Source organism: Streptomyces sp. NPDC047982, from assembly GCF_043204165.1.
In the GTDB taxonomy this organism is placed as follows: domain Bacteria; phylum Actinomycetota; class Actinomycetes; order Streptomycetales; family Streptomycetaceae; genus Streptomyces.
This window is the reverse complement of the sequence record NZ_JBIDBS010000014.1, coordinates 110,992-125,873: the sequence shown is the minus strand read 5'-3', so window position 1 is coordinate 125,873 and position 14,882 is coordinate 110,992. Positions and strand designations below refer to the sequence as shown.

General features: G+C 67.1%; 10 protein-coding genes and 1 tRNA gene. 1 reads left to right on the top strand and 10 read right to left on the bottom strand.

Annotation, left to right across the window (positions count from 1 at the left end):
• Positions 1-88: 88 nt before the first annotated feature.
• The 10 genes from ACGF2V_RS18890 to ACGF2V_RS18845 all read right to left on the bottom strand — a co-directional run bounded on the left by ACGF2V_RS18890 (position 89) and on the right by ACGF2V_RS18845 (position 13,375).
• Complete coding sequence (locus ACGF2V_RS18890; protein WP_362707144.1) at positions 89-4,003, bottom strand: DNA-directed RNA polymerase subunit beta'; 3,915 nt, start codon at positions 4,001-4,003, stop codon at positions 89-91.
• Positions 4,004-4,133: 130 nt separating this feature from the next.
• Positions 4,134-7,619, bottom strand: coding sequence for a DNA-directed RNA polymerase subunit beta (gene rpoB / locus ACGF2V_RS18885; RefSeq protein ID WP_362619193.1), 3,486 nt, complete (start codon positions 7,617-7,619; stop codon positions 4,134-4,136).
• Between the two features lie 601 nt (positions 7,620-8,220).
• On the bottom strand, positions 8,221-8,607 hold the full coding sequence (rplL, locus tag ACGF2V_RS18880) for a 50S ribosomal protein L7/L12 (protein WP_362619190.1): 387 nt from the start codon (positions 8,605-8,607) through the stop codon (positions 8,221-8,223).
• Between the two features lie 110 nt (positions 8,608-8,717).
• Positions 8,718-9,248, bottom strand: coding sequence for a 50S ribosomal protein L10 (gene rplJ, locus ACGF2V_RS18875; RefSeq protein WP_360112075.1), 531 nt, complete (start codon positions 9,246-9,248; stop codon positions 8,718-8,720).
• A gap of 274 nt (positions 9,249-9,522) precedes the next feature.
• Positions 9,523-10,389, bottom strand: coding sequence for a hypothetical protein (locus tag ACGF2V_RS18870; protein ID WP_362619188.1), 867 nt, complete (start codon positions 10,387-10,389; stop codon positions 9,523-9,525).
• Between the two features lie 179 nt (positions 10,390-10,568).
• Positions 10,569-11,291 (bottom strand): 50S ribosomal protein L1, encoded by a 723-nt coding sequence (gene rplA / locus ACGF2V_RS18865; protein WP_362619186.1) that lies wholly within the window; start codon positions 11,289-11,291, stop codon positions 10,569-10,571.
• A gap of 81 nt (positions 11,292-11,372) precedes the next feature.
• A complete protein-coding gene (rplK, locus tag ACGF2V_RS18860) occupies positions 11,373-11,807 on the bottom strand; it encodes a 50S ribosomal protein L11 (RefSeq protein ID WP_073786749.1) in 435 nt (144 codons plus the stop codon).
• Positions 11,808-11,983: 176 nt separating this feature from the next.
• Positions 11,984-12,835, bottom strand: coding sequence for a transcription termination/antitermination protein NusG (gene nusG, locus ACGF2V_RS18855; protein ID WP_362619184.1), 852 nt, complete (start codon positions 12,833-12,835; stop codon positions 11,984-11,986).
• A 73-nt stretch (positions 12,836-12,908) separates the two neighbouring features.
• Positions 12,909-13,196 carry a preprotein translocase subunit SecE gene (gene secE, locus ACGF2V_RS18850; RefSeq protein ID WP_073786747.1) on the bottom strand — a complete coding sequence of 96 codons (288 nt, stop codon included), beginning with the start codon at positions 13,194-13,196 and terminating at the stop codon, positions 12,909-12,911.
• Positions 13,197-13,302: 106 nt separating this feature from the next.
• Positions 13,303-13,375: transfer RNA gene (locus ACGF2V_RS18845), tRNA-Trp, on the bottom strand.
• A gap of 235 nt (positions 13,376-13,610) precedes the next feature.
• On the opposite strand from ACGF2V_RS18845, the gene ACGF2V_RS18840 reads away from it, so the two are divergent.
• Positions 13,611-14,837, top strand: a complete 1,227-nt coding sequence (locus ACGF2V_RS18840) for a pyridoxal phosphate-dependent aminotransferase (protein ID WP_362619183.1) — start codon at positions 13,611-13,613, stop codon at positions 14,835-14,837.
• The last annotated feature ends 45 nt before the right edge of the window (positions 14,838-14,882 follow it).

Sequence of the window (14,882 nt, the reverse complement as noted above, 5' to 3'; positions counted from 1 at the left end):
GCGGTTTCACCGAACCCCCGAACCCCCCACGGCACGCCGAAGGGCGGCCACCCCACGGGGTGACCGCCCTTCGGTTCGGACGTACGCCTTACTGGTTGTACGGACCGTAGTCGTAGTCCTCCAGCGGAACGGCCTGGCCGGAGCCCGTGCCGAACGGCGAGTAGTCGATGTCGTCGTAGCCGACCGCCGAGTACATCGCGGCCTTGGCCTCCTCGGTCGGCTCGACCCGGATGTTGCGGTAACGGGACAGGCCCGTACCGGCCGGGATGAGCTTACCGATGATGACGTTCTCCTTGAGGCCGATGAGGCTGTCGGACTTGGCGTTGATCGCCGCGTCCGTCAGCACTCGGGTCGTCTCCTGGAAGGAGGCGGCCGACAGCCAGGACTCCGTCGCCAGCGAGGCCTTGGTGATACCCATCAGCTGCGGACGGCCGGAGGCGGGGTGACCGCCCTCGGTGACCACACGACGGTTCTCGGTCTCGAACTTCGAGCGCTCGACGAGCTCGCCCGGCAGCAGCTCCGCGTCGCCGGACTCGATGATCGTCACGCGGCGCAGCATCTGCCGGATGATGATCTCGATGTGCTTGTCGTGGATCGACACACCCTGCGAGTTGTAGACCTTCTGGACCTCGCCGACCAGGTGGACCTGGACCGCGCGCTGGCCGAGGATGCGCAGCACGTCGTGCGGGTTGGTGGCCCCCACGGTGAGCTTCTGGCCCACCTCGACGTGGTCGCCCTCGCCCACCAGGAGACGGGCACGCTTGGAGATCGGGTAGGCCGTCTCGTCGCTGCCGTCGTCCGGGGTGACGACGATCTTCTTGGTCTTCTCGGTCTCCTCGATGCGGACGCGGCCGGCCGCCTCCGAGATCGGGGCGACACCCTTGGGCGTACGGGCCTCGAAGAGCTCGACGACACGCGGCAGACCCTGGGTGATGTCGTCACCGGCCACACCACCGGTGTGGAAGGTGCGCATCGTCAGCTGGGTACCGGGCTCACCGATGGACTGGGCGGCGATGATGCCGACCGCCTCACCGATGTCGACCAGCTTGCCGGTGGCGAGCGAGCGTCCGTAGCAGAAGGCACAGGTGCCGACCGCGGACTCGCAGGTCAGGACCGAGCGGGTCTTGACCGTCTCGACGCCGGCGGCGACCAGTTGGTCGATCAGGACGTCACCGAGGTCGACGTTGGCCGGCGCGATGACCTTGCCGTCGACGACGACGTCCTCGGCGAGCATGCGGGCGTAGACCGAGGTCTCGACGTCCTCCGTCTTGCGGAGCACGCCGTCGGCGCCCTTCTCGGCGATCCGCAGCTTCAGGCCGCGGTCGGTGCCGCAGTCCTCCTCGCGGATGATCACGTCCTGCGAGACGTCCACCAGACGACGGGTCAGGTAACCCGAGTCGGCGGTACGCAGGGCGGTGTCCGCCAGACCCTTACGGGCACCGTGCGTGGAGATGAAGTACTCCAGCACGGACAGGCCCTCGCGGAAGGACGCCTTGATGGGACGCGGGATCGTCTCGTTCTTCGCGTTCGACACCAGACCGCGCATACCGGCGATCTGCCTCATCTGCATCATGTTTCCTCGGGCACCCGAGTCGACCATCATGAAGATGGGGTTGGTCTTGGGGAAGTTCTCGTTCATGGCCTCGGCGACCTCGTTGGTCGCCTTGGTCCAGATCGCGATGAGTTCCTGCGTGCGCTCGTCCTTGGTGATCAGACCGCGCTCGTACTGCTTCTGGACCTTCTCGTCCTGCGCCTCGTAGCCCGCGACGATCGCCTTCTTGGCCTCGGGGACCACGACGTCGGAGATGGCCACGGTGACACCGGAACGGGTCGCCCAGTAGAAGCCGGCCGCCTTCAGGTTGTCGAGCGTCGCCGCCACGATGACCTTGGGGTAGCGCTCGGCGAGGTCGTTGACGATCTCGGAGAGCTGCTTCTTTCCGACCGAGTAGTCGACGAACGGGTAGTCCTCGGGCAGCAGCTCGTTGAAGAGCGCGCGGCCCAGGGACGTACGCAGCCGGAACGAGTCGCCCTGCTGGTACGGCCGCTCCCCTACGCCGTCGGCCCCTTCCTCGGCGACCGGCGGCACCCAGCCGCGCGGCGGGATGGTGCCCACCGGGAAGCGGATGTCGACCTTCGCCTGGAGCGACAGCTCGCGGGCGTCGAAGGCCATGATCGCCTCGGCCGTGGAACCGAAGGAACGGCCCTGTCCGATGACGTCGCGCTCCTCCTCGTCCGTGGTGAGGAAGAACAGGCCCAGCACCATGTCCTGGGTCGGCATGGTGACCGGACGGCCGTCGGCCGGCTTGAGGATGTTGTTCGAGGACAGCATCAGGATGCGGGCCTCGGCCTGCGCCTCCGCGGAGAGCGGCAGGTGGACGGCCATCTGGTCACCGTCGAAGTCCGCGTTGAACGCGGTGCAGACGAGCGGGTGGATCTGGATGGCCTTGCCCTCGACCAGCTGCGGCTCGAATGCCTGGATGCCGAGGCGGTGCAGCGTGGGCGCACGGTTCAGCAGCACCGGGTGCTCGGCGATGACCTCTTCGAGGACGTCGTACACCACGGTGCGGCCGCGCTCGACCATGCGCTTGGCCGACTTGATGTTCTGCGCGTGGTTCAGGTCGACCAGGCGCTTCATCACGAACGGCTTGAAGAGCTCCAGCGCCATGGCCTTCGGCAGACCGCACTGGTGCAGCTTCAGCTGCGGACCGACGACGATCACGGAACGCGCCGAGTAGTCGACACGCTTGCCGAGCAGGTTCTGACGGAAACGACCCTGCTTCCCCTTCAGCATGTCGCTGAGGGACTTCAGCGGGCGGTTGCCGGGGCCCGTCACCGGGCGGCCGCGACGGCCGTTGTCGAAGAGGGCGTCAACGGCCTCCTGAAGCATGCGCTTCTCGTTGTTGACGATGATCTCCGGGGCACCGAGGTCCAGGAGCCGCTTCAGACGGTTGTTGCGGTTGATCACACGGCGGTACAGGTCGTTCAGGTCGGAGGTCGCGAAGCGGCCACCGTCCAGCTGCACCATCGGACGCAGGTCCGGCGGGATGACCGGCACGCAGTCGAGCACCATGCCCTTGGGCTTGTTGCTGGTCTGCAGGAACGCGGAGACGACCTTGAGGCGCTTGAGCGCGCGGGTCTTCTTCTGGCCCTTGCCGGTACGGATGATCTCGCGGAGCTTCTCGGCCTCCTCCTCCAGGTCGAAGGACTCGAGGCGCTTTTGCAGGGCGGCGGCGCCCATGCAGCCGTCGAAGTACGTGCCGAAGCGGTCACGCAGCTCGCGGTAGAGCAGCTCGTCGCCCTCCAGGTCCTGGACCTTGAGGTTCTTGAAGCGGTTCCACACCTCGTCGAGGCGGTCGATCTCGCGCTGCGCGCGGTCGCGCAGCTGCTTCATCTCGCGCTCGGCGCCTTCGCGCACCTTGCGGCGCACGTCGGCCTTGGCGCCCTCGGCCTCCAGCTCGGCCAGGTCGGTCTCGAGCTTCTTGGCGCGGGCCTCCAGGTCGGCGTCGCGGCGGTTCTCGATCTGCTGGCGCTCGACGGAGACGTGCGCCTCCAGCGAGGGCAGGTCGCGGGTTCGGCGCTCCTCGTCCACGTACGTGATCATGTACGCGGCGAAGTAGATGACCTTCTCCAGGTCCTTCGGCGCCAGGTCGAGCAGGTAGCCCAGGCGCGACGGGACGCCCTTGAAGTACCAGATGTGGGTGACGGGAGCGGCGAGCTCGATGTGGCCCATGCGCTCGCGGCGCACCTTGGCACGCGTGACCTCGACGCCACAGCGCTCACAGATGATGCCCTTGAAGCGGACACGCTTGTACTTGCCGCAGTAGCACTCCCAGTCCCGGGTCGGACCGAAGATCTTCTCGCAGAAGAGTCCGTCCTTTTCGGGCTTGAGCGTGCGGTAGTTGATGGTCTCCGGCTTCTTCACTTCGCCGTGCGACCAGGTCCGGATGTCGTCCGCGGTGGCGAGGCCGATCCGCAGCTCGTCGAAGAAGTTGACGTCGAGCACTTGTCGTCAATCCCTCTTTCGGGGGTTCGAGCCCCCTCGCGTCAGGCGAGAAATATGGGGCACTTCAGCAATGGTCTGAACGGGTCCGGGGAGAGCCGGCCGGATCACGAGGATCCGGCCGGCCAACCCGTCAGACCTCTTCGACGCTGCTCGGCTCGCGCCGGGACAGGTCGATACCGAGCTCCTCCGCCGCGCGGAAGACGTCCTCGTCCGTGTCGCGCATCTCGATGGACATGCCGTCGGAGGACAGCACCTCCACGTTGAGGCAGAGCGACTGCATTTCCTTGATGAGCACCTTGAAGGACTCGGGGATGCCGGGCTCGGGGATGTTCTCGCCCTTGACGATGGCCTCGTAGACCTTCACGCGGCCGGTCACGTCGTCGGACTTGATCGTCAGGAGCTCCTGGAGGGCGTATGCGGCGCCGTATGCCTCAAGGGCCCACACCTCCATCTCACCGAAGCGCTGACCACCGAACTGCGCCTTACCACCCAGCGGCTGCTGGGTGATCATCGAGTACGGACCCGTCGAACGCGCGTGCAGCTTGTCGTCGACGAGGTGGTGCAGCTTAAGGATGTACATGTAGCCGACCGAGACCGGGTCCGGGAACGGCTCGCCGGAGCGGCCGTCGAACAGCTTGGCCTTGCCGGAGGCCCGCACCAGGCGGTCGCCGTCGCGGTTCGGGATCGTGGCGTCGAAAAGACCGGAGATCTCGTCCTCGCGCGCGCCGTCGAAGACGGGGGTGGCGACGTTGGTGCCGGGGGCGACCCGGTCGGCGCCGATGGACTGCAGGCGCTTGGCCCACTCGTCACCGAGGCCGGAGACGTCCCAGCCGCGGCTGGCGAGCCAGCCGAGGTGGATCTCCAGGACCTGTCCCGGGTTCATTCGGGACGGGACACCCAGCGGGTTGAGGATGATGTCGACGGGGGTGCCGTCCTCCAGGAACGGCATGTCCTCGATCGGCAGGATCTTCGAGATGACGCCCTTGTTGCCGTGACGGCCGGCGAGCTTGTCACCGTCGGTGATCTTGCGCTTCTGCGCGACGTAGACGCGGACCAGCTGGTTCACGCCGGGCGGCAGTTCGTCGCCCTCCTCGCGGTCGAAGACGCGGACGCCGATGACCTTGCCGATCTCGCCGTGCGGGACCTTCAGCGAGGTGTCGCGGACCTCGCGCGCCTTCTCACCGAAGATCGCGCGGAGCAGGCGCTCCTCGGGGGTCAGCTCGGTCTCACCCTTGGGCGTGACCTTGCCGACGAGGATGTCACCGGCGACGACCTCGGCGCCGATGCGGATGATGCCGCGCTCGTCGAGGTCGGCGAGGACCTCCTCGGAGACGTTCGGGATGTCCCGGGTGATCTCCTCGGGGCCGAGCTTGGTGTCACGGGCGTCGACCTCGTGCTCCTCGATGTGGATCGAGGAGAGGACGTCGTCCTGCACGAGGCGCTGCGACAGGATGATCGCGTCCTCGTAGTTGTGACCCTCCCACGGCATGAACGCCACCAGCAGGTTCTTGCCGAGGGCCATCTCGCCGTTCTCGGTGGCCGGACCGTCGGCGAGGACCTGGTCGGCGACGACCCGGTCACCCTCGGAGACGATGACCTTCTGGTTGACCGAGGTGCCCTGGTTGGAGCGCATGAACTTGGCGATGCGGTACGTGGTGTACGTGCCGTCGTCGTTCGTCACGGTGATGTAGTCCGCGGAGACCTCCTGGACCACACCGTCCTTCTCGGCCTTCAGCACGTCACCGGCGTCGGTGGCGCAGCGGTACTCCATGCCGGTGCCGACGAGCGGCGCCTCGGACTTGATGAGCGGCACCGCCTGCCGCATCATGTTCGCCCCCATGAGGGCGCGGTTGGCGTCGTCGTGCTCCAGGAAGGGGATCATCGCGGTGGCGACGGACACCATCTGGCGCGGGGAGACGTCCATGTAGTCGACGTCCGCGGCGGAGACGTAGTCGACCTCGCCGCCGCGGCGGCGGACCAGGACGCGGGGCTCGACGAAGCGCAGCTCCTCGGAGAGCGGCGCGTTCGCCTGGGCGATGACGAAGCGGTCCTCCTCGTCGGCGGTGATGTAGTCGACCTCGTCGGTGACCTGGCCGTCGACGACCTTGCGGTACGGCGTCTCGATGAAGCCGAACGCGTTGACGCGGCCGTACGAGGCGAGCGAACCGATCAGACCGATGTTCGGGCCTTCAGGGGTCTCGATCGGGCACATGCGTCCGTAGTGGGACGGGTGCACGTCACGGACCTCGAAGCCGGCCCGCTCACGGGAGAGACCACCCGGGCCGAGCGCGGACAGACGACGCTTGTGCGTCAGCCCGGACAGCGGGTTGTTCTGGTCCATGAACTGGGACAGCTGGCTGGTGCCGAAGAACTCCTTGATGGAGGCGACGACCGGCCGGATGTTGATCAGGGTCTGGGGCGTGATCGCCTCGACGTCCTGGGTGGTCATGCGCTCGCGCACGACGCGCTCCATACGGGCGAGACCCGTGCGGACCTGGTTCTGGATGAGCTCGCCGACGTTGCGCAGGCGGCGGTTGCCGAAGTGGTCGATGTCGTCGGTCTCGACGACGATCGGGCGGCCGGACTCGCCGACCGTCTCGGTCTCACCGGCGTGCAGCTGGACCAGGTACTTGATGGTCGCGATGACGTCGTCGGTGGTGAGCACGCCGGCGTCCAGGGGCTCGTCGGCGCCGAGCTTCTTGTTGACCTTGTAGCGGCCGACCTTCGCGAGGTCGTAGCGCTTGGGGTTGAAGTAGAGGTTCTCCAGCAGCGTCTGGGCGGCCTCGCGCGTGGGCGGCTCGCCCGGACGGAGCTTGCGGTAGATGTCGAGCAGCGCGTCGTCCTGGCCCTGGGTGTGGTCCTTCTCCAGGGTGGCGCGCATGGACTCGTACTCGCCGAACTCCTGCAGGATCTGCTCGGTGGTCCAGCCGAGCGCCTTCAGCAGCACGGTGACGGACTGCTTGCGCTTGCGGTCGATACGGACACCGACCATGTCGCGCTTGTCGATCTCCATCTCCAGCCAGGCACCCCGGGACGGGATGATCTTGGCGGAGAAGATGTCCTTGTCGGACGTCTTGTCGATGGACGAGTCGAAGTAGACGCCCGGCGAACGGACCAGCTGCGACACGACGACACGCTCGGTGCCGTTGATGACGAAGGTGCCCTTGTTCGTCATGAGCGGGAAGTCGCCCATGAAGACCGTCTGGGACTTGATCTCACCGGTCTCGTTGTTGGTGAACTCCGCCGTGACGAAGAGCGGGGCGGCGTACGTGAAGTCGCGCTCCTTGCACTCGTCGATCGAGTTCTTCGGGGGCTCGAAGCGGTGGTCGCGGAACGTCAGCGACATCGACCCGGAGAAGTCCTCGATCGGGGAGATCTCCTCGAAGATTTCCTCCAGTCCGGACTTGGTGGGGACGTCTTGTCCACTGTCCAGAGCAGCCTCGACGCGAGCCTTCCAGGCGGCATTGCCGAGAAGCCAGTCGAAGCTCTCGGTCTGCAGCGCGAGGAGGTTCGGAACCTCGAGGGGCTCCTTGATCTTTGCAAAGGAGATGCGCAGCGGGGCAGTGCTGGCACCGTTGTTCGTATTCGCGGTCGAGGCGTTGCGCGAGGCGGCCAAGAGGGGGTCCTTCCGAGGGCTCGGACTCACTACGCGCGTACCGGTCCCAAGCTGGACGCCAAGACGGTCGGTTCCTGACTCCGGCCGGAAAGGCCAGGTCAGAGACGTGTGATCGCCGGTGCTCAAGCGTGGGCATGCCCCTGGTGACGGGCAGAGGGCAGCTAACAGGCAGCGCAAAGGGACAGTGTAGCCAAACGGCACACTGATGTCCAGTGAGGGTTCTCAGAGACCCACGTTGCTCGCACCAGTTGTTCTCAACACCTATTGGTCCCGCGCGTGCTGCGCTCTTCTTTACTGCCCACTTCGGCCACGATCCATGCCTCGGATTCGGATCGATGTGCTGACGCGTCCTGAGAATCGCGCGCCGCGTCCGGTTCGTCAAGGCCCCTTGCCGGGGGCCGCACAGCGGCAGCCTGCCGAGGCCGGACAGCCGTCCCCCGAGAGGCAACGGCGATGATCACCATACTCGTCGCCGCAGGAAGAGCAAGGCAGCGGTGCCGGGTACGCCGAAGGGCGACCACCTCGATGGGTGATCGCCCTTCGTCACGCGGCCCCGTGCCCTACGGCACGGGCGGTGAAAGGAGTCGGCCGACTCCTGAGGTCACTTGACCTCGACAGCGGCGCCGGCGCCCTTGAGGGCCTCGGCAGCCTTGTCGGCGGCCTCCTTGTTGACCTTCTCGAGGACCGGCTTCGGGGTGCCGTCGACGAGGTCCTTGGCCTCCTTCAGGCCCAGGGAGGTCAGCTCGCGCACGACCTTGATGACCTGGATCTTCTTGTCGCCGGCGCCCGTGAGGATGACGTCGAACTCGTCCTTCTCCTCGACAGCGGCCTCGCCGCCACCGGCGACACCGCCGGCGACGACGACCGGCGCGGCAGCGGCGGCGGTGACGTCGAACTTCTCCTCGAAGGCCTTCACGAACTCGGAGAGCTCGATGAGGGTCATCTCCTCGAACTGCGCGAGCAGGTCTTCCTGGCTGAGCTTCGCCATGATGGCGTCCTTCCACTAATTCGGCTGGTGCCGGATGTACATGTGAGGCGGGCGTACGGGCCCGCTACGACCGCCGCCCCATCGGGGCCGCGATCACTGCGCGAGCCGAATTACTCGGCACCGCCCTGCTCGGCCTGCTTGGCGCGCAGCGCGTCCACGGTGCGGACGAGCTTCGACGGCAGAGCCTGGAAGAGCGAAGCAGCCTGGGACTGCTTGCCCTTGAAGGCACCGGCCAGCTTGCTGAGCAGAACCTCGCGGGACTCGAGGTCCGCGAGCTTCTTGATCTCGTCGGCGGACAGCGCCTTGCCGTCAAGGACACCGCCCTTGATGACGAGGTTGGGGTTGTCCTTGGCGAAGTCACGAAGACCCTTCGCCGACTCCACCGGGTCACCGGTGATGAAGGCAACCGCCGTCGGACCCGCGAAAAGGTCGTCGAGCGAGTCGATCCCGGCCTCGTTGGCCGCAATCTTGGTCAGCGTGTTCTTCACCACGGCGTACTGGGCGTTCTCACCGAGCGAACGGCGCAGCTGCTTGAGCTGGGCCACGGTGAGACCCCGGTACTCGGTCAGCACGGCGGCGTTCGAGCTGCGGAACTGGTCCGTCAGCTCGGCTACCGCGGCAGCCTTGTCGGGCCTTGCCATGAGCGTCGGCCTCCTTCCGGGTGATGAGGACCGCTCAGAAGGGGCCGGGAAAGACGAACGCCCCGGCGCAGGCGCCAGGGCGTAGCTCGACCGAAAAAATCCGGGAGCTCTCCACAGTCACCTGCGCAGGTCGCCCGTACTCGACGGATCCTTCGGTCACCGTTCCCCACTACGAGGGCACAGCAACGACCAGCGGTCTTTGGCTTCTGTGAGAGAGTACGCGACCGGTGTCGCGCCGGGCAAATCCGTCCGTTCCCGCGACGGTACCGGTGCTTCAGCCCGTGGGGGCGCCGGCCTTCTGCTGCTGCTTCATGAGGTCGGTGAACTTGACCGTGTCACCTGCCGACGGCTTCTCCACGGAGACCTTCGTGCCGTAGTCGCTGTAGTGGATGGTCGAGTTCATCTCGCCGGTCTTCATCTTGGCGCGCTCGGTCTTCTTGACCAGCAGGTCGTTCTCGTCCACCCATATGTCGACCTGCTCCGTGGTGATCCCCACCTCGTCCAGCTGCTTCTTCAGCTCGGCGAGCTGGGCGGCGTCGAGCGCCGAGTTCTTCTCGGTCAGCTCGGCGACGTCGAGCGTGCCGGAGTAGTGCGTCGCACGAACCCCGCGCACGTCCTCCTCGCCGACCTTCTTCACATCACCGGAGGCCAGCAGGGACTGCACCGCCTGGGTGGGTGTGGCGTTCTGCATCTGCTGCTTCATCGCCTCGCCGGAGGCACCCGCGAGCTCGGCGAGGTCGGCGTACTCGTAGCTGATCCAGCGCTTGCCGCCGGACTGCTGGGCGAAGCCGTCGCCCATGTTCACGGCGTAGCCGTCCTTGTAGTAGCGGGCCTCCATCGTGCCGCTGCCACCGGTCTGCTTCATGGCGTCCGCCATGCTGCCGCCGGTGTAGGTGATCTGCATGGTGCCCGTCAGACCGTCGGACCAGTCGACGGCGCCGGTCTGCTTCATGGACATGATGGTGCCCATCTCCGTGGTCCCCTCGATCTTCGCCGAGTCCACGCCACCGGTCTTCTTCTGCACCTGACGCAGCGCGGCGACCGGGTCGAATTTCTCGGCGCCGCTGCAGGACGTGACGGACGTCAGCGCCGCCGCCACCGCCACCGCCAGGCCAACGCGTCGCACAGTACTGGTCCTCATGGCCGTTTCCACCCCTCGTTCGACTCTCGGACCCTCACGCTAACGCACAGGTCTGACACAGCCCGCTCATGCGTACGGACACCTCGTGGGTACGGGTACGAGGACGGGCCCCGCACCTGAAGAGGTTGCGGGGCCCGTCGATGTCACACGTGACGCGGCGTACTGCCGAGCGCGGGGGCTCAGACGGCGGCCGGGTCCTCCTCGACGAGGAGGTTGCGGGTGCGGTTGGCGTCCAGCGGGATGCCGGGGCCCATCGTGGTGGCCAGGGTGGCCTTCTTGATGTAGCGGCCCTTGGCGGCGGACGGCTTCAGACGGAGGATCTCCTCCAGCGCCGCACCGTAGTTCTCCACCAGCTTGGTCTCGTCGAAGGAGACCTTGCCGATGATGAAGTGGAGGTTCGCGTGCTTGTCGACACGGAACTCGATCTTGCCGCCCTTGATGTCGGTGACAGCCTTGGCGACATCAGGGGTGACGGTGCCGGTCTTCGGGTTCGGCATCAGACCACGCGGACCGAGCACGCGGCCGAGGCGGCCGACCTTGCCCATGAGGTCCGGGGTGGCGACGACGGCGTCGAAGTCCAGACGGCCCTTCGCCACCTCGTCGATGAGCTCGTCGGCGCCGACGATGTCGGCGCCCGCGGCTTCCGCGGCCGCAGCACGGTCACCGGTCGCGAAGACCAGGACCCGGGCGGTCTTGCCGGTGCCGTGCGGGAGGTTCACGGTGCCGCGGACCATCTGATCGGCCTTGCGCGGGTCGACGCCCAGGCGGAGGGCGACCTCGACGGTGCCGTCGAACTTGACGGAGGCGGTCTCCTTGGCGAGACGGACGGCCTCGAGCGGCGCGTAGTTGCGCGACCGGTCGACCTTGGCGTCCGCAGCGCGGAGGTTCTTGCTGCGCTTCACTTCTGCTCCTGTGTGCTCAGGGTGTGGAGTCGTGGTGCGGGCCAGCGCTCGGCCCTACCACTGCGTACGTGAGGGGCTGGGTCAGCCTTCGACCGTGATGCCCATGGAACGGGCGGTGCCTTCGATGATCTTCGACGCGGCGTCGAGGTCGTTGGCGTTCAGGTCGGGGAGCTTCGTCGTGGCGATCTCGCGGACCTGGGCGGCCGTCAGCTTGGCGACCTTGGTCTTGTGCGGCTCGCCGGAGCCCTTCTCCACACCCGCGGCCTTGAGGATCAGCTTCGCGGCCGGCGGAGTCTTGGTGACGAAGGTGAAGGAACGGTCCTCGTAGACCGTGATCTCCACCGGCACGACCATGCCACGCTGCGACTCGGTCGCGGCGTTGTAGGCCTTGCAGAACTCCATGATGTTGACGCCGTGCTGGCCGAGCGCGGGGCCGACCGGCGGGGCCGGGTTGGCCGCACCGGCGTTGATCTGGAGCTTGATAAGCCCCGTGACCTTCTTCTTCTTGGGAGGCATTGCTCTCTCCGGGTCCTAGTGAGAGTGTTCCGCCACCGTCCGGTCATCCGGACGGAGGCATACCGCGCAACGATAACGGGTATGGCTGCGCGACCAAAAACCGAGCAGGTCAGACCGGCGACGAAACCGGCCCGACCTGCTCGGTAGGCATGTATCCAGAGATCTACCGAAAACCGTCAGTTCTTCTGGATCTGGTCGAAGCTGAGCTCGACCGGGGTCTCGCGGCCGAAGATCTCGACGAGGCCCTTGACCTTCTTCGAGTCGGCGTTGATCTCGTTGATCGTCGCCTGCAGCGTGGCGAACGGTCCGTCGGTGACGGTGACCGAGTCGCCCACTTCGAAGTCGAGCACCTGCACCTCGACCTTGCGGGCCGGCGCCGGCTTGCCCTCGGCCTCAGCGGCCTCGCGGGCGGCCTTCTCCTCCGCCTCCGGGGCGAGCATCTTGACGATCTCGTCCAGGGTCAGCGGGTACGGGTCGTAGGCGTTGCCCACGAAACCGGTGACACCGGGGGTGTTGCGGACGACGCCCCAGGACTCGTTCGTCAGGTCCATGCGGACCAGCACGTAGCCCGGGAGCTTGTTCTGGCGGACGTTCTTGCGCTCGCCGTTCTTGATCTGGACGATCTCTTCCTCGGGCACCTCGGCCTGGTAGATGAAGTCCTCGACGTTCAGCGAGACGGCGCGCTGCTCCAGGTTGGCCTTCACGCGCTTCTCGTAACCGGCGTACGTGTGGATGACGTACCACTCGCCGGGCAGGCCGCGCAGTTCCTCGCGCAGGGCTGCGACGGCGTCGACCGGAGCGGCCTCCTCGGCGTCGCTCTCGTCGTTCTCGGGATCCGCGTCGGCTGCGGCGTCGTCCTCGATGTGCAGGGCGGCCTGCTCGGCGGGCTCCCCTGCGGCGGCGTCGGCAGCTTCGGCCTGGTCCGGCTCCTCGGCGTCCGCCGCCTCGACGATGTCGAGCTCGTCCTCGGCGGACTCGAAGGCGCCCGCCGTCGGCTCGACGGCGTCGTTCAGGTTCGGGTCAGACACGGTGGCTGCTTCTTCCTGGCTACATATGGGTGGAACATGCGAAAGGGGCGCCCATGAGGCGCCCTCCGCGGGATCAGCCGAAGACGTACTTGATGACCCGCTGGAAACCGAAGTCGATCACGGTCACGAGGCCGATCATGACGACGACGAAGGCGATCACCACGGTGGTGTAAGTCGTCAGCTGGGAACGGGTCGGCCAGACGACCTTGCGCAACTCGGCGATGATCTGGCGGTAGAACAGGGCGAGGCGACCCAGGGGGCCCTTCTTACCGCGCTTGCCGCCCTTCCGGGTCTTCTTCTTCGACTCGGGTACTTCATCCTCGGCATCAGGCATGTCGATGGAGCCCACGGCGTCCGTCACGCTTCTCACCTGATTCCGGGTCGTGGCCGTGCCGCGCCCGGTGGAGCCGCACGGCGGTGCATTGAAGTACGTACATGCGCACACTTCCTGGCGAAGAAGTGTGTAGCAGGGCCGGAGGGACTTGAACCCCCAACCGCTGGTTTTGGAGACCAGTGCTCTACCAATTGAGCTACGACCCTTTGTGGTTTCCACCAACCTACCGCATCTTCCCGGGTGCTCCGGGAGGGGAAGCGATGTGGTTGGTGAAGGCCAACGACAGGTGAGTGTACGTGCTCGGCGGCCCGGCGTCGAACAGATAGCCCGCGACGTCTCCCGCCGCATGGCGTCCGCGGCCCGTCCGGATGCCGCCAAGGTCCCGTCCGCTCCCTGAACACCGCGCGCCGCCGGGCCCGGCGGTCTGGAACCATGGAGGCCATGAGCGCTGCAACTTCTCCGTCCGAGCGCCGGGTCTCCGCCCGAGTCGGCGCGATCTCCGAGTCCGCCACCCTCGCCGTCGACGCCAAGGCCAAGGCCCTCAAGGCCGCCGGCCGTCCGGTGATCGGCTTCGGCGCCGGTGAGCCCGACTTCCCGACCCCCGGCTACATCGTCGAGGCAGCCGTCGAGGCATGCCGCAACCCGAAGTACCACCGCTACACCCCGGCGGGCGGGCTTCCCGAACTCAAGGCCGCGATCGCGGAGAAGACGCTGCGCGACTCCGGCTACGAGGTCGACGCCTCCCAGGTCCTGGTGACCAACGGCGGCAAGCAGGCCATCTACGAGGCGTTCGCCGCGATCCTCGACCCGGGCGACGAGGTCATCGTCCCGGCCCCGTACTGGACCACCTACCCCGAGTCGATCCGGCTGGCCGGCGGCGTCCCGGTGGAGGTCGTGGCAGACGAGACCACCGGCTACCGGGTCTCCGTGGAGCAGCTGGAGGCGGCGCGCACGGAGAAGACCAAGGTCCTCCTCTTCGTGTCGCCCTCCAACCCGACCGGCGCCGTGTACAGCGAGGCCGAGGCCGAGGCGATCGGCCGCTGGGCCGTCGAGCACGGCCTGTGGGTGCTGACCGACGAGATCTACGAGCACCTGGTCTACGGCGACGCCACGTTCACCTCGCTTCCGACGATCGTGCCCGAGCTGCGCGACAAGTGCGTCGTGGTCAACGGTGTCGCCAAGACGTATGCGATGACCGGCTGGCGGGTGGGCTGGCTCATCGGCCCGAAGGACGTCGTCAAGGCCGCGACCAACCTCCAGTCGCACGCCACGTCCAACGTCTCCAACGTCGCCCAGGTGGCCGCGCTGGCCGCCGTCTCCGGGGACCTGGACGCGGTCGCCGAGATGCGCACCGCCTTCGACCGGCGCCGCCGGACCATCGTGCGGATGCTCAACGAGATCGACGGCGTGCTGTGCCCCGAGCCCGAGGGCGCTTTCTACGCCTACCCCTCGGTGAAGGAGCTGCTCGGCAAGGAGATCCGCGGCAGGCGCCCGGCCACCTCGGTCGAGCTGGCGGCGCTCATCCTGGACGAGGCCGAGGTCGCGGTCGTGCCGGGCGAGGCGTTCGGCACGCCGGGCTATCTGCGCCTCTCGTACGCCCTGGGCGACGACGACCTCGTCGAGGGCGTCTCGCGACTCCAGAAGCTCCTGGCGGAGGCCAAGGCGTAGCAGCGCTGGAATTCCCTCGCCGACCCCCGGCCCCGGCCGGGGGTC